24 protein-coding genes and 1 riboswitch are annotated in these 21851 nt (G+C 71.3%); of the genes, 13 read left to right on the top strand and 11 right to left on the bottom strand.

From position 1 onward, the window contains the following. Positions 1-10 precede the first annotated feature (10 nt). Entirely contained in the window at positions 11-859 is an 849-nt protein-coding gene (locus AC067Z_RS26715) for a DMT family transporter (protein WP_478792189.1), read from the bottom strand. A gap of 143 nt (positions 860-1002) precedes the next feature. Between AC067Z_RS26715 and AC067Z_RS26710 the strand changes: the two genes are divergently transcribed. Next, positions 1003-1293: a hypothetical protein gene (locus AC067Z_RS26710; RefSeq protein ID WP_478792147.1), complete on the top strand. Its 291-nt coding sequence runs from the start codon at positions 1003-1005 to the stop codon at positions 1291-1293. 33 nt (positions 1294-1326) lie between these two features. After that, a complete protein-coding gene (locus tag AC067Z_RS26705) occupies positions 1327-2508 on the top strand; it encodes a glutathionylspermidine synthase family protein (protein WP_478792146.1) in 1182 nt (393 codons plus the stop codon). A gap of 48 nt (positions 2509-2556) precedes the next feature. On the opposite strand, the gene rocD is transcribed toward AC067Z_RS26705, so the two are convergent. Next, on the bottom strand, positions 2557-3759 hold the full coding sequence (rocD, locus tag AC067Z_RS26700; protein WP_478792145.1) for an ornithine--oxo-acid transaminase: 1203 nt from the start codon (positions 3757-3759) through the stop codon (positions 2557-2559). A gap of 121 nt (positions 3760-3880) precedes the next feature. Continuing rightward, a riboswitch (ZMP/ZTP riboswitch) is annotated at positions 3881-3971 on the top strand. Positions 3972-4010: 39 nt separating this feature from the next. On the opposite strand from rocD, the gene AC067Z_RS26695 reads away from it, so the two are divergent. Further along, entirely contained in the window at positions 4011-5279 is a 1269-nt protein-coding gene (locus AC067Z_RS26695; RefSeq protein WP_478792144.1) for a serine hydroxymethyltransferase, read from the top strand. Positions 5280-5303: 24 nt separating this feature from the next. On the opposite strand, the gene AC067Z_RS26690 is transcribed toward AC067Z_RS26695, so the two are convergent. The 3 genes from AC067Z_RS26690 to AC067Z_RS26680 all read right to left on the bottom strand — a co-directional run bounded on the left by AC067Z_RS26690 (position 5304) and on the right by AC067Z_RS26680 (position 7690). Next, entirely contained in the window at positions 5304-6035 is a 732-nt protein-coding gene (locus AC067Z_RS26690; protein ID WP_478792143.1) for a hypothetical protein, read from the bottom strand. A 124-nt stretch (positions 6036-6159) separates the two neighbouring features. Continuing rightward, positions 6160-7011 (bottom strand): hypothetical protein, encoded by an 852-nt coding sequence (locus AC067Z_RS26685; RefSeq protein ID WP_478792142.1) that lies wholly within the window; start codon positions 7009-7011, stop codon positions 6160-6162. Then, a complete protein-coding gene (locus AC067Z_RS26680) occupies positions 7004-7690 on the bottom strand; it encodes an RNA polymerase sigma factor (RefSeq protein WP_478792141.1) in 687 nt (228 codons plus the stop codon). The genes AC067Z_RS26685 and AC067Z_RS26680 overlap by 8 nt, the downstream gene beginning before the upstream one ends. On the opposite strand from AC067Z_RS26680, the gene trpS reads away from it, so the two are divergent. The 3 genes from trpS (at position 7689) to AC067Z_RS26665 (ending at position 10447) form a co-directional block, all read left to right on the top strand. Further along, entirely contained in the window at positions 7689-8699 is a 1011-nt protein-coding gene (gene trpS / locus AC067Z_RS26675) for a tryptophan--tRNA ligase (protein ID WP_478792140.1), read from the top strand. The two genes, AC067Z_RS26680 and trpS, sit on opposite strands and share 2 nt — an antisense overlap. Positions 8700-8880: 181 nt before the next feature. After that, positions 8881-9462 (top strand): 2'-5' RNA ligase family protein, encoded by a 582-nt coding sequence (locus tag AC067Z_RS26670; protein WP_478792139.1) that lies wholly within the window; start codon positions 8881-8883, stop codon positions 9460-9462. A gap of 70 nt (positions 9463-9532) precedes the next feature. Then, the gene (locus AC067Z_RS26665; protein WP_478792138.1) at positions 9533-10447 is read left to right on the top strand and encodes a YihY/virulence factor BrkB family protein; all 915 of its coding nucleotides are present in this window, start codon (positions 9533-9535) and stop codon (positions 10445-10447) included. Here AC067Z_RS26665 and AC067Z_RS26660 read toward each other — a convergent pair. Then, positions 10395-11639: a D-alanyl-D-alanine carboxypeptidase family protein gene (locus tag AC067Z_RS26660; RefSeq protein WP_478792137.1), complete on the bottom strand. Its 1245-nt coding sequence runs from the start codon at positions 11637-11639 to the stop codon at positions 10395-10397. The two genes, AC067Z_RS26665 and AC067Z_RS26660, sit on opposite strands and share 53 nt — an antisense overlap. Positions 11640-11760: 121 nt before the next feature. Here AC067Z_RS26660 and AC067Z_RS26655 point away from each other — a divergent pair, with 121 nt between their 5' ends. Both AC067Z_RS26655 and AC067Z_RS26650 read left to right on the top strand, forming a co-directional pair. Next, positions 11761-12006 (top strand): SCO4848 family membrane protein, encoded by a 246-nt coding sequence (locus AC067Z_RS26655; RefSeq protein WP_478792136.1) that lies wholly within the window; start codon positions 11761-11763, stop codon positions 12004-12006. Between the two features lie 18 nt (positions 12007-12024). Further along, entirely contained in the window at positions 12025-13455 is a 1431-nt protein-coding gene (locus tag AC067Z_RS26650) for a metallophosphoesterase (RefSeq protein ID WP_478792135.1), read from the top strand. A gap of 61 nt (positions 13456-13516) precedes the next feature. On the opposite strand, the gene AC067Z_RS26645 is transcribed toward AC067Z_RS26650, so the two are convergent. The 3 genes from AC067Z_RS26645 to AC067Z_RS26635 are packed head-to-tail and all read right to left on the bottom strand — an operon-like array spanning position 13517 to position 15122. Further along, the gene (locus tag AC067Z_RS26645) at positions 13517-14257 is read right to left on the bottom strand and encodes a TetR/AcrR family transcriptional regulator (RefSeq protein WP_478792134.1); all 741 of its coding nucleotides are present in this window, start codon (positions 14255-14257) and stop codon (positions 13517-13519) included. Positions 14258-14268: 11 nt separating this feature from the next. Further along, complete coding sequence (locus AC067Z_RS26640) at positions 14269-14673, bottom strand: thiol-disulfide oxidoreductase DCC family protein (protein WP_478792133.1); 405 nt, start codon at positions 14671-14673, stop codon at positions 14269-14271. A gap of 5 nt (positions 14674-14678) precedes the next feature. Further along, a complete protein-coding gene (locus AC067Z_RS26635; RefSeq protein ID WP_478792132.1) occupies positions 14679-15122 on the bottom strand; it encodes a hypothetical protein in 444 nt (147 codons plus the stop codon). Between the two features lie 150 nt (positions 15123-15272). Between AC067Z_RS26635 and AC067Z_RS26630 the strand changes: the two genes are divergently transcribed. Then, the gene (locus tag AC067Z_RS26630; RefSeq protein WP_478792131.1) at positions 15273-16073 is read left to right on the top strand and encodes an alpha/beta fold hydrolase; all 801 of its coding nucleotides are present in this window, start codon (positions 15273-15275) and stop codon (positions 16071-16073) included. 83 nt (positions 16074-16156) lie between these two features. Here AC067Z_RS26630 and AC067Z_RS26625 read toward each other — a convergent pair whose 3' ends face one another. Further along, the gene (locus AC067Z_RS26625; RefSeq protein ID WP_478792188.1) at positions 16157-17086 is read right to left on the bottom strand and encodes an SMP-30/gluconolactonase/LRE family protein; all 930 of its coding nucleotides are present in this window, start codon (positions 17084-17086) and stop codon (positions 16157-16159) included. Positions 17087-17163: 77 nt separating this feature from the next. On the opposite strand from AC067Z_RS26625, the gene AC067Z_RS26620 reads away from it, so the two are divergent. From AC067Z_RS26620 to AC067Z_RS26605, 4 genes are read left to right on the top strand one after another with little or no spacing between them, the layout of a single operon-like run. Continuing rightward, positions 17164-17619, top strand: coding sequence for an Lrp/AsnC family transcriptional regulator (locus AC067Z_RS26620; protein WP_478792130.1), 456 nt, complete (start codon positions 17164-17166; stop codon positions 17617-17619). A gap of 29 nt (positions 17620-17648) precedes the next feature. Continuing rightward, positions 17649-17951, top strand: coding sequence for a hypothetical protein (locus tag AC067Z_RS26615; RefSeq protein WP_478792129.1), 303 nt, complete (start codon positions 17649-17651; stop codon positions 17949-17951). Between the two features lie 2 nt (positions 17952-17953). Continuing rightward, positions 17954-20161 (top strand): DUF4132 domain-containing protein, encoded by a 2208-nt coding sequence (locus AC067Z_RS26610; RefSeq protein ID WP_478792128.1) that lies wholly within the window; start codon positions 17954-17956, stop codon positions 20159-20161. Next, a complete protein-coding gene (locus AC067Z_RS26605; protein ID WP_478792127.1) occupies positions 20158-21144 on the top strand; it encodes a hypothetical protein in 987 nt (328 codons plus the stop codon). Before AC067Z_RS26610 ends, AC067Z_RS26605 begins: the two co-directional genes overlap by 4 nt. 9 nt (positions 21145-21153) lie before the next feature. Here AC067Z_RS26605 and AC067Z_RS26600 read toward each other — a convergent pair whose 3' ends face one another. After that, entirely contained in the window at positions 21154-21705 is a 552-nt protein-coding gene (locus tag AC067Z_RS26600; protein ID WP_478792126.1) for a hypothetical protein, read from the bottom strand. Between the last annotated feature and the right edge of the window lie 146 nt (positions 21706-21851).

Raw genomic sequence — 21851 nt, 5'->3', positions numbered from 1 at the left:
CGGCCGGCGGTCAGGCGGTGCCGTCCGAGGCGGCCTCCGGCGGGGCCGGCGGCTCGCCGAAGCGCGCCAGCGCCAGCGCGCCCGCCACCGCCACCACGAAACCCGTCACCGCGAGCCAGGCCAGGCCCTCGCGGGTGCTGTCGCCCAGGAAGGCGACGCCGATCAGCGCCGGACCCACCGTCTCGCCGATGACCATGCCGGCCGTGGCCGTGGTCACCGAACCACGTTGCAGGGCCGAGGTGAGCAGCAGGAACGCCGCCCCGCCCCCGACCAGGAGCGCGTACAGGGCTGGGTTCGCGAGCACCCCCGGCAGGGCAACCGAGTCGATCAGCCGGACCGACACCTCGACCACACCGAAACCGATGCCCGAGCCGAGCCCCAGCACCAGCGCGCGCGAACGGCCCGGCAGTCGGCCCGCGACCGCGCCGACCAGCAGGACGCCCACGCCCACGCCGAGCATCGACCAGCGCAGCGCGTCGGAACCGGCCCGGTCGCCCTCCGGGCCCGAGGCCAGCCCCAGCATCGCCAGACCCGCGCAGACCACAGCGACCGCCGTCCACTCGGTGCGGCTCAGCCGGATGTGCATCAGCCGGGCCGCGACGACGGCGGTGACCGCGAGGCTCGCGGCGAGCGCGGCGCCCACCGCGTAGATCGGCAGCGACCGGAGGGCGACGATCTGGAGCACGAAGCCCAGCCCGTCGAGCGAGAGGCCCACGAGGTAGCGCCACTGGCGCAGCGCCCGCAGCAGCAGCGCCGCATCGACGCCGGAGCCGGTGCCCGGTTCGGCGTTGCGGGCGGCGATCGCCTGCAGGACGGAGGCCGTGCCGTAGCAGACGGCGGAAGCGAGCGCGCAGAGCATCCCAAAGAGCACAAAAGGACTCTATGCGCGCGCGGTTGGCGGACCGGGTTACCCGTGCGGCGAGCGGCCCTCTAGTCTGTGCGGCGGCCCGGCTCGTCTCCGTGGCCGAATTTCGCACAAGAGTTTCGTACGGGAGGCCGCTCATGGCGCGACGCAGGTTGAGGTCGGGCACCGTGGTGCTCGGCGGCATGGGAGTTCTTGCCGCGACGCTGACGTCCTGCGGTTCGGAGCCGGACGAGCGGTGCATCGACCCGGTGACCTACGAGGTGCTGCCGGACTACGAGTGCGACGACGACGGGAGCGGCAGTCACAGCTCCACCGGCCGGTACTACTACGGCGGCAGCGTCAGCGGCGGCCGGGTCGAGGGCGGCAGCTTCGACCGCGCCGCCGTGGACACCGGCGGCTTCGGCAAGTCCGGCTCCAGCGGCGGCTGACACCGCCCGCGCACGGACGCACGAACGGAACTCATGAAGCGCCACACCATCGACCCCCGCCCCGGCTGGCAGCAGATCGTCGAGGAGCAGGGCTGCATCTACCCCCTCACCCGCTATCCCGACGACTCCCTTCGCCCCTACTGGGACGAGAGCGCGTACTACGAGTTCTCCCTCCCCGAGGTCGAGGCACTGGAGGAGGTCGTCGAGGAACTGCACGCCATGTCGCTCGCCGCGGCCGCGCACATCGTCGAGCAGGACCGCTTCGCCGACCTCGGCATCACCGACCGGCGTCTCGCCCGGCGGATCGCCGAATCCTGGCGACGACGGGACGAACTCCCCTCCGTCTACGGGCGCTTCGACCTGCGCTACGACGGCACCGGCCCGGCCAAGATGCTGGAGTACAACGCCGACACCCCCACCTCACTGGTGGAAGCGGCCGGCCCGCAGTGGTTCTGGATGGAGGACCGCTTCCCCGGCGCCGACCAGTGGAACTCCCTCCACGAACGCCTCGTCGCCGCCTGGAAACGCCAGGCCCCGCTGCTCCCGCCCGGTCCGCTGCACTTCGTCCACTCCGACGGCGACGAGCTCGGCGAGGACCTGATGACCGTCGCGTATCTGCGCGAGACGGCGCAGCAGGCCGGCATCGCCACCGAGGCGCTGTCCGTCGAACGCATCGGCTGGGACCGCATCAGCGGCCGCTTCGTCGACGACCGGCTGCGCTTCATCCGCAGCTGCTTCAAGCTCTACCCGTGGGAGTGGCTGACCACGGACCGCTTCGGCCCCCATGTGCTCGACACCCTCGACAACGGCGGTGGCACCGGCACCACCTGCTGGATCGAACCCGCCTGGAAGATGCTGCTCTCCAACAAGGCGCTGCTGGCGATCCTGTGGGAACTCCACCCGGGCCACCCGAATCTGCTCCCCGCCTATCTCGACGGCCCCCGCGAACTCACCGACGGCCCCGGCTACGTGGCCAAGCCGCTGCTCGGCCGCGAGGGCGCGGGCGTCACCGTCCACGAGGCCGGGCAGGCCCCCGTGGTGCGCGACGAGCCCTGCTGCTACCAGGAACTGGCCCCACTGCCCGATTTCGACGGGAACCATGTGGTGCTCGGCGCGTGGGTGGTGGAGGACGAGGCCGCCGGGCTCGGCATCCGGGAGTCGGCGGGGCTGGTCACGGACGAGTACGCCCGCTTCCTGCCCCACGTCATCCTCTGACGTCCCCGGCCGCCGAGCCGGGACGACGGCTTACGGGCGGGGACGGGCTCAGCCCGCGAGCACGGCCCTGAGCTGGTCCAGCCCCCAGTCCAGGTCCTCCTTGCTGATCACCAGCGGCGGTGCGATCCGGATCGTCGATCCGTGGGTGTCCTTGACCAGAACGCCCCGGTCCATGAGCTTCTCGGAGATCTCCCGGCCCGTGCCGAGCGCCGGTGCGATGTCCACACCCGCCCACAGGCCCCGCCCCCGCACCTCGTCCACCGCGCCGCCGACCAGCAGGCCCAGCTCGTGGTGCAGGTGCTCGCCCAGTTCGGCTGCCCGCTGCTGGAACTCGCCGCCGCGCAGCATCGCGATCACCTCCAGCGCCACCGCGCACGCCAGCGGATTGCCGCCGAACGTCGAGCCGTGCTCACCCGGCCGGAACACCCCCAGCACCTCGGCGGACGACACCACCGCCGAGACGGGCACGACACCGCCGCCGAGCGCCTTGCCCAGCACATACATGTCGGGCACGACCCCCTCGTGCTCGCACGCGAAGGTCTTCCCCGTCCGGCCCAGCCCCGACTGGATCTCGTCCGCGATGAACAGCACGTTGCGCTCCCGGGTGAGCCTGCGGACCCCTGCCAGATAGCCCGCCGGCGGGACCAGCACCCCGGCCTCGCCCTGGATCGGCTCCAGCAGCACCGCCACCGTGTTCGCGGACATGGCCGCCTCGAGCGCGGTCAGATCGCCGTACGGAACGATCTCGAAGCCCGGTGTGTAGGGGCCGTAGTCCGTACGGGCCTCCGGGTCCGTGGAGAAGCTGATCAGCGTCGTCGTCCGGCCGTGGAAGTTGTTCGCAGCGACGACGATCTTCGCCTGGCCCTGCGGGACGCCCTTGATCCGGTAGCCCCACTTCCGGGCGGTCTTCACCGCCGTTTCCACCGCCTCCGCGCCGGTGTTCATCGGCAGCACCGTCTCCATGCCGCACAGGTCGGCCAGCTGGGCGCAGAAGTCCCCGAACCGGTCGTGGTGGAACGCCCGGGACGTGAGCGTGACCCGATCCAGCTGCGCCTTGGCCGCGTCGATCAAACGGCGGTTGCCGTGGCCGAAGTTCAGCGCCGAGTAGCCGGCGAGCAGATCGAGGAACCGGCGGCCCTCGACATCGGTCATCCAGGCGCCGTCGGCCGTGGCGACGACAACCGGGAGAGGGTGGTAGTTGTGCGCGCTGTGCGCCTCCGCGGAGGCGAGGGCAGATGACGTGGTCGACACGGGTTCTCCGATCGTCGGAAGACGGACCATCCGGCGTGGGGCGGGGTGGTGCCCCGTTTCTATCGTCGCTCGCAGTGTGGACGAGGAACCCCGGGCAGTCGGCGTGCCCGCTAATCTGGGCGGTACGTGCGGCGACTGGCGTACGGGGAAGTGACCCCGGGGAAGCCGTACGGGGGAAATTACGCGTGGTGTCGGCCGCCTGGGCACCCCGGGACCACGACCGATCACCACGGACCGTCCCGGAGGACACCATGGCGCTCCCCCTTTCCCACCCCGCCCTTTCGGCCGCCGACCCCGAATTGGCCGCCCTCGTCGGCGCCGAGGAGCAGCTCCAGGCCGACACGCTGCGGCTGATTCCCAGCGAGAACTACGTCTCCCAGGCGGTGCTGGAAGCCTCCGGCACAGTGCTGCAGAACAAGTACAGCGAGGGCTACGCGGGCCGCCGCTACTACGAGGGCCAGCAGAACATCGACCAGGTCGAACGCCTCGCCGTCGCCCGCGCCAAGTCCCTCTTCGGCGTCGACCACGCCAACGTCCAGCCCTACTCCGGCTCCCCGGCCAACCTCGCCGTCTATCTCGCCTTCGCCGAGCCGGGCGACACGGTGATGGGCATGGCGCTGCCGATGGGCGGCCACCTCACCCACGGCTGGGGCGTCTCGGCCACGGGCAAGTGGTTCCGTGGCGTCCAGTACGGCGTACGCCAAGACACCGGCCTGATCGACTTCGACGAGGTGCGCGAACTCGCCCTCAAGGAACGCCCCAAGGTCATCTTCTGCGGCGGCACCGCGCTGCCGCGCACCATCGACTTCGCCGCCTTCGCCGAGATCGCCCGCGAGGCAGGCGCGGTGCTCGTCGCCGATGTCGCCCACATCGCCGGCCTCATCGCCGGCGGAGCCCACCCCTCTCCCGTGCCTCACGTCGACGTCGTGTCCACCACCACCCACAAGACCCTGCGCGGGCCGCGCGGCGCGATGCTGATGTCCCGCGAGGAGCACGCCAAGGCCCTCGACAAGGCGGTCTTCCCGGGCCTCCAGGGCGGCCCGCACAACCAGACCACGGCGGCGATCGCCGTCGCCCTCCATGAGGCCGCCCAGCCCTCCTTCCGCGACTACGCCCGGTCGGTCGTCGCCAACGCCCAGGCCCTCGCGGCCGAACTGCTCGCCCGCGGCTTCGACCTGGTCTCCGGCGGGACGGACAACCATCTGATCCTGATCGACCTCACCTCCAAGGAAGTCCCCGGCAAGATCGCGGCCAAGGCCCTCGACCGGGCCGGGATCGTCGTCAACTACAACACCGTCCCCTACGACCCGCGGAAGCCCTTCGACCCCTCGGGCATCCGCATCGGCACCCCCTCCCTCACCTCGCGCGGCCTGACCACGGAGCACATGGCCGCCGTCGCCGAGTGGATCGACCGCGGGGTCGCGGCAGCGGCCAAGGGTGACGAGGCGACGCTGGCGACGATCCGCGCGGAGGTCGCGGACCTCATGTCCATGCACCCGGCCCCGGGCCTTTCTGCCTGACGCCCGGCGCCGTGGGCGGTTCCTTCAGCCGTCCAGCAGTTGTCCCCGCGGGCCCGGTTCGCGCGGTCCGCGGGGGAAGGCCAGGCGTGCGGTCAGGGGGCGCAGGCCCCAGCCGAGGGCGGTGCCCGCCGCCAGGGCCGGGAGCGCCCACCACCATCCGGCAGCCGTGTCCGCCGCGGCCTTCGGCTCCGGTGCCGCGGGGGCGGAGGCTGCGGCCGCCGCGGACGGTGCCTCCGCCTGCCAGGGCGGCGGGTAGCCCGCGCCACCGCTGCCGCCGCCCGCGGACTTCTTGCCCATCAGGCCCAGCCCGCGCAGGAGGTCCGTCAGCTCCGCGGGCTGCCGTGCCGTGTGCCAGACGCCCTGCTGCGTCTGTGTGTCCTTCGACGTGTGTATCCACACCACGCCGTCACTCGCGCCCGGATAGACCCGGTCCACCCGCCATGGCTGCACATCGTGGATCATCCACGTCACGGTGATCAGTCGCGTCCCGAGCGCCATGTCCTGTGGCGGGGGCTTCTCCCCCCGGCCCGTCGGCCCCTGCCCCAGCAGGGACGTCAGCCTCCCGTACTCCTCGTCCGAGTAGTAGAGCGAGGCCGTCTGCTCGCTCTCCGGAGAGGTGAGCAGAGCGCTCGTCGGCCCGCCCGCCCGTGCCGCCGGTGCCAGGATCCAGGTCAGCGCGAGCACGGCTGCCAGAGCCGCTAATCGTCGTAGCAGTCGCATGTCGTCCCCCAGCCGACGCGTACGGACCGTCCGCACCGCGTCACCTCTGGTACACCGCCCACCCGCCGCAGGTTCCCCCTCGGGCCGGCATTTCTCCGCGAGATTTCGCCGCGAAGTTTCTCCGCGCGGCTTCTCCGCGCGGTCTCTCCGCGCAGTCTCCTCAGCCCGTCGACTCGGCGATCTTCTTTGCGCGCTGCACGTCCGCCACGCCCTCCAGACGCAGCGTCGTGCCCTCGTCCGGGGTCATCCACAGCAGCGTCGGGCCGGCCGTGCGCTCGGAGCGCATCCAGGTCTCGCCCCTGGCGTCGGTCATCCCGAACCGCAGCGCATGCGGCTCCTCGAACCACAGCCCCGTCCCCGCCGAGCCCTCGCCGCCCAGCGTCAGCCACTGGGGCATGAGCCGGGACGTCTTGGCGATGCCGAGGTCCAGCTTCGCCGGGAACTCGTCCAGCCGGACCGTCCCGCCCGCCTCCCGCCAGCACAGGCTCAGCACCGTCCGCCCCGCCGGCCCTTCCGTCACCTGGACCCCGTCCGGCACACCGAGCGCGTCCGGCACCCGTGCCGCGAAGCCCGCCCGCCGTGCGGCGTCCGCGAGCGCCGAGCTCCCGGCAGGGCCTTCGCACCACGGCACAGGGGCTCCCGGCCGGTGCGGCGCTGCCGGGTCGTAGCGCACCTCGACCCCGCCGAAGCCGAACCAGTCCGCCACCGCCGCCCGCACCGGCGGCGTCAGCACCAGGACCACCAGCACCCCGGACAGGCCCACCGACACCGCACGCCACCGCCGGCGCAGCCGGCGCACGGCCCTGCGCACCCGCCCCGGAGAAGGGGCCGGGAGCGGCGCAGGCGCGCCCGCCGATTCGGCGAGGAGCCGGGCCAGCACCCGCTCGGCCATCGTCTCGCCGTCGACGTCGGGCACCCGCAGCCCGCGCCCCAGCAGCCGCAGCTCCTGCGCCATGCCGTCCTCGGGCGCGGCACCCTCGGCAGGCTCCTCGCCACGCTCGTCGTCAGCCATGCTCCCCACCTCCTTCCACGCCCTCCGTCACTCCCAGGAGCCGGCCCATCTTGGCCAGGGCCCTGTTCAGCCGGGACTTGACCGTGCCGCGCGGGCAGCCGATCGCCTCGGCCGTCTCCGCCTCGTCCATCTCCAGCAGATAGCGGTACGTGACGACCTGTCGCTGCTCCTCGCTCAGCCCCTCCAGCGCGGCCAGCAGCAGCCCACGCCGCTCCCCGGCCAGGGCGGCCACCGCCGGGTCCGCCGAATCCGGTATCCGCGGCTCGCCGCGGAGCAGCAGCGCCTCCCGCCCCGCCACCGCCCGGGCCCGCACCGCGCTGCGCACTGTGTTCCTCGTCTCATTGGCGACGATCCGGAGCAGCCACGGCCGGAATCTCTCGCCGTCCCGGAACCGGCCCAGCGCCTGATACGCCTTGAGGAACGCGGTCTGCACCACGTCCTCCGCGTCCGCGCCGGCCCCGAACGCCACCGCAGCCCGCAGTGCCACCGCCGTGTGGGCACGGACCAGCTCCGCGTACGCCTCCGGCTCCCCGGCGCGCACACGGGCGATCACCGTGCCCTCGTCGACGGTGATGCGGCCCCCCTCCGGACCCCGCTCCAGGGTCCCCTCCCGCGTCGTCACGCCTTTGATACACCGGCGGCCGGGGATCGGTTCCACACCTGAGAGAATGAGGAGCATGGCATCTGATCCTCGTGTGCTCTCCGGAATCCAGCCCACCGCAGGCTCGTTCCACCTCGGCAACTATCTCGGCGCGGTCCGCCAGTGGGTGGCCCTGCAGGAGACCCACGACGCGTTCTACATGGTGGTGGACCTGCACGCGATCACGATTCCGCAGGACCCTGCGGAGCTGCGTGCCAACACCCGGCTCGCCGCCGCCCAGTTGCTGGCCGCCGGTCTGGACCCGGAGCGCTGCACGCTGTTCGTGCAGAGCCATGTGCCCGAGCACGCCCAGCTCGCCTGGATCATGAACTGCCTCACGGGCTTCGGCGAGGCGTCCCGGATGACGCAGTTCAAGGACAAGTCGGCGAAGCAGGGCTCCGACCGCGCGTCGGTCGGACTGTTCACGTACCCGATCCTGCAGGTCGCGGACATCCTGCTGTACCAGGCAAACGAAGTTCCCGTCGGCGAGGACCAGCGCCAGCACATCGAGCTGACCCGCGACCTGGCCGAGCGTTTCAACGGCCGCTTCGGCGAGACGTTCACGATCCCCAAGCCGCACATCCTCAAGGAGACGGCGAAGATCTACGACCTCCAGGACCCGTCGATCAAGATGAGCAAGTCGGCGTCCACGCCGAAGGGCCTGATCAACCTGCTCGACGAGCCGAAGGCCACCGCCAAGAAGGTCAGGAGCGCCGTCACCGACACCGACACGGTGATCCGCTACGACACGGTGGAGAAGCCGGGCGTCAGCAACCTGCTCACCGTCTACTCCACCCTCACGGGTACGGCGATCGCCGATCTGGAGCGGCAGTACGAGGGCAAGGGTTACGGTGCGCTCAAGACCGACCTCGCGGAGGTGATGGTCGAATTCGTCACACCGTTCCGCACCCGTACGCAGGAATATCTGGACGACACCGAGACGCTGGACTCGATCCTGGCCAAGGGCGCGGAAAAGGCCCGTGCCGTGGCCGCGGAGACGCTGGCAGACGCCTACGAAAAGGTCGGATTCATCCCCGCCAAGCACTGACGCCGGACACCGAGGGCACAGAGTCGAAGGACCTGTGTCCAAGGACTCTGGCCGAACCGCCGGTACAGCCGCCACACTGGCGACTGCACACCCTGCACCGCGGTGCAGCGAGAGAGCTGTCCACCGGGACCGCTTGCACACGGCCGCACCCGCTGCCGTGACGGAGACTGAGGAGAACGACGTGGGGACCGTAACGCTCGGCGTTTCGATCGCGGTCCCGGAGCCCTACGGCAGCCTGCTCCAGGAGCGGCGCGCGGGCTTCGGGGATCCCGCCGCGCACGGCATTCCGACCCACGTCACCCTGCTGCCGCCCACCGAGGTCGACTCCGCCGCTCTCCCCGCGGTGGAGGCGCACCTCGCGGCCGTCGCCGCGGCCGGGCGGCCGTTCCGGATGCGTCTGTCCGGCACCGGCACCTTCCGCCCGCTGTCGCCCGTCGTCTTCGTCCAGGTCGTCGAGGGCGGCTCCGCGTGCACTTGGCTGCAGAAGCGGGTGCGGGACGCCTCCGGGCCTCTCGTGCGCGAACTGCAGTTCCCGTACCACCCGCACGTCACCGTCGCCCACGGCATCTCCGAGGAGGCGATGGACCGGGCGTACGAGGAGCTGTCGGACTACGCAGCGCAGTGGACGTGCGCCTCCTTCGCGCTGTACGAGCAGGGCGCGGACGGGGTGTGGCGCAAGCTCAGCACGTTCGCGTTCGGCGGCGGCATCCCGGGCGTTCCCGCGCAGGGTTCGCCCGTCGACGAGCACGCCACGACGCTCTGACACCTTCGTTCGGGCACCCTCTCCGGCGGGTCGTGGGCGCAGGCGGCGCGTGGCCGGGTAGGCGTAGTCCATGGACTGGCTGATCAAGCTCCCCGTCGTCGGCCCGCTCGTCGCCCGGCTGATGCGCACGCATGCCTGGCGCAGTTACGAGACCCTCGAGCGGGTGCACTGGTCGCGCCTGGCGGCCGCCATCACCTTCCTCAGCTTCCTCGCGCTCTTCCCGCTGATCACGGTGGCCGCCGCGATCGCCGCCGCGCTGCTCGACCAGGAAGCCGTGGACAAGCTGAAGGACAAGCTCTCCGACCAGGTGCCCGGCATCTCGGACCAGCTCGACATCGACAGTCTGGTCGCCAACGCGGGCACGGTGGGTGCGGTCGCCGGTGCGCTGCTGCTGGTCACCGGCATCAGCTGGGTCGGTTCGATGCGGGACTGTCTGCGGGCGGTGTGGGAGCTCGACGACGAGGACGAGGGCAACCCGCTGATCCGCAAGGCCAAGGACGCGGGCGTGCTGGCCGGGCTCGGCTGTATCGGCATCGCCTCGTTCGCCGCGTCCGCGCTGGGCTCCACCGCGGTCGGCTGGAGTGCCGACCGGCTGGGCCTGGACAGGGACGGGGCCGCCGGTGTGCTGCTGCAGACCGCGGGACTCGCGATCGCGGTGCTCGCCGACTTCCTGATCCTGTTGTACGTGCTGACGCTGCTGCCGGGCGTCCAGCCGCCGCGCCGTCGGCTGATCGTCGCGGCGCTGATCGGCGCGGTCGGTTTCGAACTGCTCAAGCTGCTGCTCGGCGGCTATATGAGCGGCGTCGCGACCCGCAGCATGTACGGGGCGTTCGGCGTGCCGATCGCCCTCATGCTGTGGATCAACTTCACGGCCAAACTGCTGCTGTACTGCGCCGCCTGGACGGCGACGCAGAGCAGCGGAGAGGAGCCCGTCAGGAACGCGGAAGACGCCGCATCCGGTCCGGCAGCGGCCAGCGGCGCTTGACGAGGTACGCACCCGCGGCCAGCAGCGCGAGCACGCCGCCCGTGATCCCCAGCGCGATGCCGATGCCGCCCGGGCCGTGATGCGCGGCGGCGACGGGCTTCGCGGGCGCCCCCTTGCCGTTCTTGGCCGGCTCGGGGCGGGGCGACTGCTGCGCGGCCGACTTCGGTGCGACGAGTTCGCCGACCGGGGTGACCTTCCCGGAAGCGGCGAAGCCCCAGTCGAGAAGCCGGGCGGCCTCCTTGTAGACGGCCTGGCTCTCCTCCGACTCGGGGTTCATGACCGTCACGAGGAGCACCTTGCCGTCGCGTTCGGCGACGCCGGTGAACGTGGATCCGGCATGGGTGGTGTTGCCGTTCTTCACACCCGCGATGCCCTTGTAGGGGGTGACGCCGTTCTCCCCGGTGAGCAGGCGGTTGGTGTTCTGGATGGCGAACGTTTCGCGCTTGCCCTCCTTCTGCTCGCCGGGGAAGTCGGCGCTCACGGTCGAGCAGTACTCGCGGAAGTCCTTCTTCTGCATACCGCTGCGGGCGATGAGGGTGAGGTCGTACGCGGACGACACCTGGCCCGGCTCGTCGTAACCGTCGGGGGAGACGACCTCCGTGTCCAGGGCCTGTAGCTCGTCGGCGTGCGCCTGCATGTCCTCGACGGTCCGGTCGATACCGCCGTTCATGTGCGACAGCACATGAACGGCATCGTTGCCGGAGCGGAGGAACACACCGAGCCACAGGTCGTGGACCGTGTACGTCTGGTCCTCCTTGACCCCGACGAGGCTGCTGCCCGCGCCGACTCCCGCGAGCTCCTCGTCGGTCACCTCGTGCTCGGTGTCCTTCGCCATCCGGGGCAGGAGTGTGTCCGCGAACAGCATCTTCATCGTCGAGGCCGGCGGCAGCCGCCAGTGCGCGTTGTGGGCGGCGAGCACGTCGCCGCTCTCCGCGTCCGCGACGATCCACGACCGGCCGCTGACCTCCTTCGGCAGCACCGGGGCGCCCGCGCCGAGGCTGACCTGTGTGCCGGGCTTGCCCAGTTGGGCGCCGCCGACCGTCGACATGATGGCCGGGGGCTTCGGCTGCTTCTTCCCCGGCTTGTCGTCGTGCGTGGCCCCGAACGCGGGTGCGGCGGTCAGGGCAGGCAGCAGCGCAGCGGCGAGGACCGCGGGCACGGCCCTTCGCACGGCGGGTTTCAAAGCAGACACGGACGAGAACGTACAGGGAGTTGCTGAAAATATGGAGATCGCACCGGTGACCCGCCGCAAGGGCCCCCGTGACAGCCCACCCCGGAGAACCCGGACGGGGGACACCGGCGATACTTGAGTCATGAAGCTCAGCCGCCCCGTGTCCTGGTTCCTGCTCGCGTTCGGGGTGTGGAGCTGGTTCATCTGGATCACTTTCGTCAAAAACCTGTGGCAGGACGGCAGCGGGCTCGCCTTCGACGACGCGGGCGACCCGACAGGGTACTTCTGGGTCCATCTGCTGCTCGCCATTACGTCCTTTGTTCTGGGGACGGTCATCGGAGCCATCGGGTTGCGCGGGCTGCGCGCATTGCGCCGCGAGCGCATGTAAGGGGTGAGGGAACCGTCCATGGTGGCTGTCGTCGTGCTCGTGATCATTCTGGTCGTTGCCCTGCTCGCCGGGGTGCATTGGTACGTGTGGCGCAGGCTTGTCCGCGACACAACCGTGCCCGGCGGAACCGCCCGCCGCCTCGGTACCGCGGCCGTCTGGGTGTTGCCGTTGCTGTCCTTCGGTGCGCTGGCGTCGGGCCGCGCAGGCGCGCCGTTCTGGCTGGAACGGATTCTTGCGTGGCCGGGCTACCTGTGGCTCGCGGTCCTGCTCTACCTGGTGCTCGCCCTGGTGGTGGGCGAGGCGGTACGCCCCCTGCTGCGCAGGGCACTGGAGCGCCGGGCCGCGACCGCACCCGACTCCCGGGCCGTGGGCCCGGCCCCGTCGGCGCCCGCCGCCGACGTGCCGAGCGCGGCCGGAGGCGGAACCGTCACGGCCGCCGGCCTGCTGGGGACCGGCGCGGCCGTGCACGAGGCGGCGACCACCGGCGTCGCGACCGCGGTCGACGCCGCTCCCGTGGGGCAGCCGGCCGGCCCCGGTGCGGTATCCGGAACATCCGGCGGCGGGGACGGCGACGCCGGCACGGACGGGGCCTCCCTCGCCACCGGCGGCCCGCCCGCGGGCCCCTCGCGGCGGTTGTTCGTGTCACGCATCGTCGGCGGCACCGCTGCCGCCGCCGCCCTCGGGACCGTCGGGTACGGCACGTACGGGGTTCTGCGCGGGCCGCGCGTCAAGCGCGTCACCGTTCCGCTCGCCAAGCTGCCCCGCGCCGCGCACGGCTACCGCATCGCCGTTGTCAGTGACATCCACCTCGGGCCCATCCTGGGCCGCGCCCACACCCGGCGGATCGTCGACACGATCAACGCGACGCAGCCCGACCTCGTCGCCGTCGTCGGCGATCTCGTCGACGGCAGCGTCGCCGATCTCGGCGCCGCCGCCGAGCCGCTCGCGCAGCTCCGCTCCCGCCACGGGGCGTTCTTCGTGACCGGCAACCACGAGTACTTCTCCGGGGCGGAAGAGTGGGTGGACCACGTCCGCGAGCTGGGGCTGCGGCCGTTGCGCAACGAACGCACCGAGATCGCGGGCGGGTTCGACCTCGCCGGGGTGGACGACGTCGCCGGTGAGAACGAGGGCCACGGGCCCGACTTCGTGAAGGCGCTCGGTGACCGCGACCGGTCCCGTGCCGCCGTGCTGCTCGCACACCAGCCGGTCGTCATCCACGACGCTGTGGACCAGGGCGTGGATCTTCAGCTGTCCGGGCACACCCACGGCGGCCAGCTCTGGCCGGGCAACTACCTTGCGGAACTGGCCAATCCCACCGTGGCCGGGCTCGAACGCTACGGCGACACCCAGCTGTACGTGACCCGCGGGGCCGGTGCGTGGGGGCCGCCGGTGCGGGTCGGGGCGTCGTCCGACATCACCGTCGTGCAGCTCGTGTCCCGCCAGGCATAGGCCGGTCGAGCGTGCCCCCGGGCCGCGTGACGTCGTCGCGTCCCTCGACCCGGTGGGTGCGTCAGGCGCTGTCGCCCTTGCCGCCGGTCTTGCGGGCGGCGACGCTCTGCGCCATCCCGGGCAGGAAGTCCGTGAACAGCTCGTGCACTTCGCGCACCAGCGGCCGCAGCACCCGGAAGCGGCTCAGAGCCACACCGCGGCTGGTCAGCCGGGCGCCGCGCTCGGCGAGCCTCCTGCTGCGCTCGCTGCCCTCGGAGCGGTCGAAAACCCAGTACAGGACGAGCCCCATCTGCGAGAGCCACATCAACTCCGGCAGTATGTCCCGCAGTTCCTCCGCGACCTTCGCCTTGGATCCCGTAAGCACCTCGCGGTGGACGTCGATGGCCGCCTCGCGGGCATGCTCCGACTCGGGGGAGAAGGGGCTGAGCGGGCTCTCGGGGTCGGCCGCGTTCTTGAAGAACTGGGCGGCGAACTCGTGGTACGGCGCCGCGATGTCCAGCCAGGCCGTCAGTACCCCGGCCAACCGCGCCTCGAGATCGGTCTCCTTGTCCAGCACGGGCCGGACCGCCGCCCTGTGCTCGGCGGCGATCCGGTCGTAGAAGCCCTGGACGAGATGTTCCTTGGAGCCGAAGTAGTAGTACGCGTTCCCTACCGAGACCCCGGCCTCCTTGGCGATGGCCCGCATCGTCGTCTTGTCGTAGCCGCGCTCCTGGAAGAGCCGGAGCGCGGTCTCCAGGATCAGCGTGCGGGTCTGCTCGCTCTTGGGGGCCTTCGTGTCGGCGGGGGCGTTCTCTTCAGTCACGGTGACCGAGCCTAACGGGGAGCCGCGCACTGCTCGTCGCAGGGCGCGGTGCCCGTCCCTCCGGCGACCGCCTCCCGGTACTTGGCCGCCGCGAGCATCGTGACGCGGATGAACGGTGCGCCCGCCGGAGTCGCCAGCCAGTGGGCCCTGGGCCGGTACTCGGTCAGCGCCCACAGGCAGACGATCCAGGCCGCCTGTCCTGTGTAGAGCTGGCCCCGGTCGCCGACCACCGTGATCTCCCGCAGCGTCCGGGTGTGGTCGAGTTCCGGGTACCGCCGGCGGGCCTCGGCGGACCCGGCGGGCACCATCCGCAGCGGTACGAGCTGTGGCTGCCGCACGAGCCAGCTGCGCAGATGGACGCAGAGGGAGCAGTTCGCGTCGTACAGGACGGTCAGTGCCCGGACCGGGGTGCGCATCGCCGTCACGCCCCGGCGGGGCCGGCGGAGGGCGCGGTCCAGGGACCGGCCGGCGTCTGCTTCGTCCAGCCCTGCGGTCCCACGGGCGGGGTCTGCTCGCGCTCCATGACCCCGCGCCGGCGGATCTTGTTGAGGACGTAGACGTTGCCGAGGTGCATCACACCGAGGACCAGCAGGACGACACCGATCTTCACCGACAGCGCCTCGAAGAGCCCGCGGGCGTCGGTGACGGCGTCGGCGGCCTTCAGGTAGAGGGCGACGAACCCGAGGTTGACCAGGTAGAAGCCGACGACCAGCAGGTGGTTGACGGCATCGGCGAGCTTTTCGTTCCCCTGCAGCACATCGGCGAGGAAGATCCGGCCGTTGCGGCTGAGCGTGCGGGCCACCCAGACCGTGAGTGCCACGCTGATCAGCAGGTAGACGATGTACGCGACAACGGTGAGGTCCATGCCCCACTCCTCTCTTGAACATGTTCAAAAGCTGTTGTCATGGACTGTAGACCTCTCTTTGAACATGTTCAAGTCATGGGTGGGAGCTGCCGCGCCTGGTGTGCGGAAAAGGGACGGTGCGGCAGGCGGGCAGGACGTAACCTCGGCCGGATGACGCTCTCCCGTGACGTGGCCGGTGAAGGTCCCGCAGTTGTCCTGCTCCACTCCTCCGTGTGCGACCGCAGGATGTGGGACGCCCAGTTCCATGCGCTGGCCGACGCCGGACACCGCGTCGTGCGCTGCGACTTCAGGGGGTACGGCGACACACCCGTCGCCGAGCGCTCCTACTCGGATGCCGAGGACGTCCTCGGTCTGATGGACGCGCTCGGCATCGACCGTGCGGCCCTGATCGGGTCCTCGTTCGGCGGCCGGGTCGCGCTGCTTGCCGCCGCGCGCAGCCCGGAGCGGGTGTCCGCCTTGGCGCTGCTGTGCGCCGCACCGCTGCCCGGGCAGGAGCAGAGCCCCGAACTGGGCGTCTTCGACGAGGAGGAGAACGCGCTGTTCGAGGCGGACGACCTGGCGGCTGCGGCCGCGCTGAACGTCGCCACCTGGCTCGGCCCGGATGCAGACGAGACGGCCAGGGAAACCGTGTACAGGATGCAGCTGCATGCCTTCGAGGTGCAGACGGCGGCGGAGAAGGCCGTGGAGAACGAGGGCGCCACGTACGTGTCCGGGCAGAAGTGCACCGAACTGCCGGACTTCGCGAAGGTCGAGGCGCCCTGCCTCGCCGTCTCCGGCGCCCATGACCTGCCGGACTTCCGTCAGGCGGCCGCCCGCATCACGGCTCTGCTGCCGAACGCCCGCCATCTGGAACTGCCCTGGGCCGGTCATCTCCCGGGCCTGGAGCGGCCTGCCGAGACCACCGCCCTGCTGGCCGGGTTCCTGGCCGGCCAGGAACTCCCCGTCGCCTGAAGCCGCCGCCCGACCGGACCTGCTCGACCGGATGTGCCTGACCGGGCGTGTCCGGTCAGGCACATCCGATCAGGCGTGCCCGATCAGACGCGGCGGATCCGTGGGGCGCCTGTCACGCCGAGGATCAACGAGTACAGCGAAGTCGTCGCCGTGACGAACAGGCGGTTGTTCTTCTGCCCGCCGAAGGCGATGTTGGAAACGGCCTCGGGGACGAGGATGCGGCCGATGAGGGTGCCGTCGGGGTCGTAGCAGTGGATGCCGCCGTACATCGCCGCGACCCACAGCCGACCGCCGTCGTCGAAGCGGATGTTGTCGAAACGGGCGTCGCCGCCCGGCGCCTCGGCGAACACCTTTCCGTCGCTCAGCGTGCCGTCGTCGCGGACGTCGAAGACGCGGATGTGGCCCGCGGTCGTGTCCGAGACGTACAGCTGCGACTCGTCGGGGGAGAACACGAGGCCGTTGGGGCCGCCGAAGCCGTCGGCGGCCATCCGTACGGCGCCGGTCGCGGGGTCGATCCGGTAGACGTGACAACCGCCGATCTCCGGCTCGGCGCGGTGACCCTCGTAGTCGCTGGTGATGCCGAACGTGGGATCCGAGAACCAGATCGAGCCGTCGGAGTGCACGACCGCGTCGTTCGGGCTGTTGAAGCGGCGTCCCTCGAAACGGTCGGCGAGGACGGTGACGGTGCCGTCCGGCTCGGTGCGGGTGACGCGGCGGTTGCCCTGCTCGCACGAGATCAGCCGGCCCTCGCGGTCGAGGGTGTTGCCGTTGCTGTGGCCGGCGGGGGAGCGGAAGAGCCCGACGGCGCCGGTCTGTTCGTCCCAGCGCAGCATGCGGTCGTTGGGGATGTCGCTCCAGATCAGCTGGCGCCAGGCAGGGAGATAGACCGGCCCCTCCGCCCAGCGGCAGCCACGGTGCAGCTGCTCCAGTTGTTCGTCGCCGTTGGCGCAGCGTCCGGTGCGGAAGCGATCGTCCAGGATCTCGTATATCGAGGAACGGGTAATGGTGGACATCGTGTAGCCCTCCAGCGTCAATGCCGAACTGTATTCGGTCACTTATGACTACAGCAGGATGGGGTATGGTCGCAAGCGTGGATGACATCGACCGGGAGCTCGTCGCCCAGCTCCAGCAGGACGCCACGCAGGCCTACGCCGTGCTCGGCAAGGCCGTCGGCCTGTCGGCCGGCGCCGCGCACGAGCGGGTACGCAAACTGCGTGAGCGGGGCGTCATCAGGCGGACGACCGTGGACGTCGACCCTGCCGCCCTCGGCCGCGGAGTGCTCGCCTTCGTCATGGTCGACTCCTCGGCCTGGATGGGGGATTCGGCACAGGCGTTCGCCGCGATCCCCGAGATCCAGGAGGCCCATGTCATCGCGGGCAGTGCCTCGGTCCTCGTGAAGGTGCGCACGGCCACCACCGAGCAACTGCAGGACGTGCTGCGGCGGCTGTACGCGATCGAGGGCGTCAGCGGCACGCAGGCGACCGTCTCGCTGGAGACGTTCTTCGAAAGGCCCGTCTCTCCGCTGGACACTCCCCGCCCGGCCTGAATGTCAGTGCCCGGCCATACTGTTCGGGCATGGCACAGGTGACCATCGTCGACGAGACGACATCGGGGGCACGCCGGGACGCCCTCGGACTCGAGATAGCGGAAGACCGCATCGCGCTGCGCGACCTGATCCGCCGCCGGGCGGCCGAGGAGGCCGCCGCGGCCGGTCAGGACGACGGCCCGGCCTGCGACCGCGCCGTCGAGGCGTTCGGCCGCGGCCGCTTCCTCGTGCTGGTCGGTGACCGTCAGATCACGGACCTGGACGACCGGCTCGACATTTCGGCGGACACCGAGGTCACCTTCCTCGCGCTCGTTCCACTCGTGGGTGGCTGACGATGAGCCGTGCACAGCAGGCGCGCCGGTGCCGCATGGAGGAGCTGGGCACCGCCTACTCACAGCACACGTACGGTGAGTTGATCACCCTCATCCGCGAGGAGCAGGCCGCCGGTGGGCAGTTGCCCGGCCCGTTCGTCGCCCTCGTCCGGCGCACGATGCTGGACACCTACGCGTACTCGACGGAGCTGTCCGCGCTGATCGCCGGCATCGAGGACCCCCTGCTCAACCCCGGCGAGGCATGGGCGGACCAGGCGCTCGCCGACGCCGAGCGGTTCGGGGACGACGGGCGGGCGTTGCTGCGGCAGCTGCGTGCGGCGACATCGGCCAAGCCCACCGCGAAGTGGGAGCGCGCCGCGGCAGGACTGATCGACCGGATCGGGCCCGGCAAGGTCCACGACGCCGTCCTGGGCTGGCTGAGTCTCGTCGGCCGGCCACGCACCCTCCCGCTGCACGTGCCGCCCGGCTGGAGCGACCACAACAGCCTGAACGACCCGTTCAACGCCGACGCGCTGCGCGGTGCGGCCTGGCTCGCCGCCCTGCTGCCCGCCTCACCCGACGTCGCCCGCGCACTCGGTGCACTCGTCGGGACCTCGCTGCGCAAGGTCCCCGGCACGGGACCGCGCTCCCCGAAGATCGCCAACGCCGCTGTCGTCGCGCTCGCCCGTGCCGAGGGCGACGCGGCGCTCGCCGAACTCGCCCGGCTGTCCGCCCAGGTCACCTACAAGGGCACGCTCAAGCAGCTCGGCGCCGCGTTGGACGCCCGGGCCGAGGCCGCGGGGATCACACGCGAGGACATCGAGGAACTGGCCGTCCCCGCCTACGGCCTGACCACTGTGGGCCGCAGCGAGCAGCAACTGGGCGACACCACCGCGGTGCTGGAGGTGCACAGCGGCAGGACTGTCCTGTCCTGGCGCACGGCCGCCGGCCGGACGGTCAAGTCCGTCCCGGCCGCTGTCCGGCGTGACTTCCCGGACGAGGTCAAGGGTCTGCGTGCCGCGGCCAAGGACATCGACAGGATGCTCACGGCACAGTCGGAGCGGCTCGACCGGCAGTTCCTGGCCCGTCGCGACTGGGACTTTTGGACCTGGCGCGAGCGGTACCTCGACCACCCGCTCGTCGGCACACTCGCCCGGCGCCTCATCTGGCTCGTCGGCGGCAGCACACCGGTCGCCTTCGACGGCACCGATCTGCGCACCCTCCAGGGCGACCCGGTGTGCGCCTCGAAGACCGCGCGCATCGAGCTGTGGCATCCCGTCGGCCGCCCCGCCGCCGAGATCGCCGCGTGGCGCGAGTGGCTCGAGTCGAAGCAGGTCACGCAGCCGTTCAAGCAGGCGCATCGCGAGGTGTATCCGCTCACCGACGCGGAGCGCACCACCGCGACGTACTCCAACCGCTTCGCCGGACACGTCCTGCGTCAGCACCAGTTCAACGCGCTTGCCGCGGTACGGGGCTGGACGGCCAGGCTGCGCCTGTGCGTCGACGACAGCTACCCGCCCGCCTTCCGGGAGCTGCCGCAGTGGGGCATGCGGGCGGAGTACTGGATCGAGGGGATCGGCGGCCCGGAGGACGGCGACCTCACCGACTCCGGCGCATACACGCGGATCTCCACCGACCAGGTCCGCTTCCACCGGCTGGATGCCCCGCCCAACTGGGCGCATGCAGGCGGCGGCGAGTACCGCACCGACCGCAGCCGCTTCCGCGGGGCGTTGCCGTCCGGCCCGGTCCCGCTCGCGGAGATCCCGGAGCTGGTGCTGTCCGAAGTCCTGCGCGATGTCGACCTGTTCGTCGGCGTGGCATCCGTCGGCAACGACCCCACCTGGCAGGACGGCGGCCCGGGCGGCCGGCACCGCGACTACTGGACGTCGTACGGCTTCGGTGAGCTGTCCGGGACGGCCACGACCCGCCGGGATCTGCTGACCCGCCTGGTGCCCCGGCTTGAGATCTCCGACCGGTGCGAAGTGGACGGCAGATTCCTCCGCGTCCGGGGCGACCGCCACACGTACCGCATCCATCTCGGCTCGGGAAACATCCTCGTCGATCCGCACGAGCGGTATCTGTGTATCGTCCCCCGGGCCGGCGGCACGTCCGTCGACGCCGGCTGTCTGCCCTTTGAGGGCGACCGGATGCTCGGTGTGATCCTCAGCAAGGCGATGCTGCTCGCCCGCGACACGGAGATCACCGACCCGACGATCGTGAGTCAGCTGTGACGACGCCGACGAGCCACCTGTCGCCGTGGGAGGAGGGGGACCGGATCGACTTCGTCGGGCGGCTCGCCGCGGACGGCGAAGTCGAGGAGCTGGTCGCCCACTTGCTCTACGCCAACGGCTTCGAGGGACACGGAGCAGTGTCCCGGCTGCGCGCCATGCCCGAGGCACGGCGCGCGTCGTTCGCGGACGCCCTTGTCGAGGCCATGGACGTCCCCGGCTGCCTTCCGCACCTGCGCGAGCAGTGCCTGGTGCTGCTCGCGACGATCTCGCGCGGCTTCGTGCGCGAGACGTGGTGCGACGAGTGGACCGCCATGCTGGAGCACAGGGCGCAGCAGTGGTACGCCGCCGGCATGAGCGACGAACTGCCCACCGTGGCCGAGGCCGTACTGGACGCCGGGCGCGTCCTGTCGCCCGAAGTCGTCGGCCTGCTGCGCCGATCGGCAGCCGCGGCCAACGACTGGGCTGCCATGGTGCTCGAACGGATACCGCTGCCCCTGCTCAACCCGGGCGAGCCGTGGGCCGACCGGATTCTCGCCGAGCTGCCCGCGCTCGGCGGCCCGTGGCCCGCCCTGGTCGCCCATCTGCGCAGCGCACCCGCTGCCCCCACCAAGCGCTGGGACGCCTCGGCGAGAGCGATTCTGGAGGGCACCGACCCCGAAACCGTCCGCCGCACCGTCACCCCGTGGGCGGCGCTGGCCGCCCATGGGGGCCGGGCGCCGGACGGCGGCTACGACCCTTGCGACGTGGACGCGATACGCGGTCTGGCGCTGCTGCTGTCCCTGCTGCCGCCGCACCCGGAGACCGTCCGTGTCCTCGGTGGCCTGGTCGAAGGGCCGCCGGTCCGCACGGGCGTCACCGGGACGGCGATACGGGCCCTGGCCCGCCTGGACGGCGGCGCCGGGCGCGCGGAGCTGCTCGGGCTCGCCGACCGCGTCGGCGACAGGGCGACCCAGAAGCAGATCCGCCGCGCGCTGGAGCTGTGACGACCGTGGCTACATGCTGCTCAGCGAGCGCGCGTAGTTGATCTGCCCCATCACCATCTGGAAGGTCTGAGGGCTCTGGGCCGCGATCATCGTCGAGTGGTGCTTGCCGCCGCTGGTGACCGTGACCTGGATGAAGCCGGTCGTCGTCTTCTCCTTCATCAGAAGGAAGAACAGGCCCAGCAGGCAGAAGAGGAAGAAGACGATCGCGAGGACGACCGCGTGCGTCGGGATCTTCTCCTCGGTGCGGGACATGTCCGTCGCGTTCCACACAGCGCCGCGCAGCGGCAGCGTGCCCGCGGGTGTCACGATCGAGTCGCCCATGACGGTGATGTCACCGATCGACACCAGCGGCTGGCCGCCGGCCGGCGCGGGCACCGCCGGCACACCTGCGGGCACCGGCACTCCGGCGGGCTGAGTCTGTGCGTAGGCAGGCGTCGCATCGTGCGGATAGCCGTAGCCCGGGGCTGCGTTGGGGTAGCCGTACGCCGGAGTCCCCGGCGGCTGCGTGGGCCCCCACTGGTACTCGGGCTCGCCGTCCCGGTACGGATTCGGCTCGGTCATCTCTCGTCCCCGCTTTCCACGTTCGCCATGCCAGACGTTCCACGATCCTGCCAGGTATCCCGCGCGGGGGTGAACCCCGTACGGGAAAGGGCCCCGCATCCGTGACCGGACGCGGGGCCCTCACCGTGCCTCGCCGGACGGACCGG

The organism is Streptomyces sp. NPDC043812 (genome assembly GCF_056436245.1).
This window is presented reverse-complemented; position numbering and strand designations above follow the sequence as displayed.

Bases quoted from the DNA above. Each gene is read 5' to 3' on its own strand.
- AC067Z_RS26715 (WP_478792189.1), bottom strand. From the start codon at position 859: ATGCTCTGCGCGCTCGCTTCCGCCGTCTGCTACGGCACGGCCTCCGTC.
- AC067Z_RS26710 (WP_478792147.1), top strand. From the start codon at position 1,003: ATGGCGCGACGCAGGTTGAGGTCGGGCACCGTGGTGCTCGGCGGCATG.
- AC067Z_RS26705 (WP_478792146.1), top strand. From the start codon at position 1,327: ATGAAGCGCCACACCATCGACCCCCGCCCCGGCTGGCAGCAGATCGTC.
- AC067Z_RS26695 (WP_478792144.1), top strand. From the start codon at position 4,011: ATGGCGCTCCCCCTTTCCCACCCCGCCCTTTCGGCCGCCGACCCCGAA.
- AC067Z_RS26685 (WP_478792142.1), bottom strand. From the start codon at position 7,011: ATGGCTGACGACGAGCGTGGCGAGGAGCCTGCCGAGGGTGCCGCGCCC.
- trpS (WP_478792140.1), top strand. From the start codon at position 7,689: ATGGCATCTGATCCTCGTGTGCTCTCCGGAATCCAGCCCACCGCAGGC.
- AC067Z_RS26680 (WP_478792141.1), bottom strand. From the start codon at position 7,690: ATGCTCCTCATTCTCTCAGGTGTGGAACCGATCCCCGGCCGCCGGTGT.
- AC067Z_RS26665 (WP_478792138.1), top strand. From the start codon at position 9,533: ATGGACTGGCTGATCAAGCTCCCCGTCGTCGGCCCGCTCGTCGCCCGG.
- AC067Z_RS26655 (WP_478792136.1), top strand. From the start codon at position 11,761: ATGAAGCTCAGCCGCCCCGTGTCCTGGTTCCTGCTCGCGTTCGGGGTG.
- AC067Z_RS26650 (WP_478792135.1), top strand. From the start codon at position 12,025: ATGGTGGCTGTCGTCGTGCTCGTGATCATTCTGGTCGTTGCCCTGCTC.
- AC067Z_RS26640 (WP_478792133.1), bottom strand. From the start codon at position 14,673: ATGCGCACCCCGGTCCGGGCACTGACCGTCCTGTACGACGCGAACTGC.
- AC067Z_RS26635 (WP_478792132.1), bottom strand. From the start codon at position 15,122: ATGGACCTCACCGTTGTCGCGTACATCGTCTACCTGCTGATCAGCGTG.
- AC067Z_RS26630 (WP_478792131.1), top strand. From the start codon at position 15,273: ATGACGCTCTCCCGTGACGTGGCCGGTGAAGGTCCCGCAGTTGTCCTG.
- AC067Z_RS26625 (WP_478792188.1), bottom strand. From the start codon at position 17,086: ATGTCCACCATTACCCGTTCCTCGATATACGAGATCCTGGACGATCGC.
- AC067Z_RS26615 (WP_478792129.1), top strand. From the start codon at position 17,649: ATGGCACAGGTGACCATCGTCGACGAGACGACATCGGGGGCACGCCGG.
- AC067Z_RS26610 (WP_478792128.1), top strand. From the start codon at position 17,954: ATGAGCCGTGCACAGCAGGCGCGCCGGTGCCGCATGGAGGAGCTGGGC.
- AC067Z_RS26600 (WP_478792126.1), bottom strand. From the start codon at position 21,705: ATGACCGAGCCGAATCCGTACCGGGACGGCGAGCCCGAGTACCAGTGG.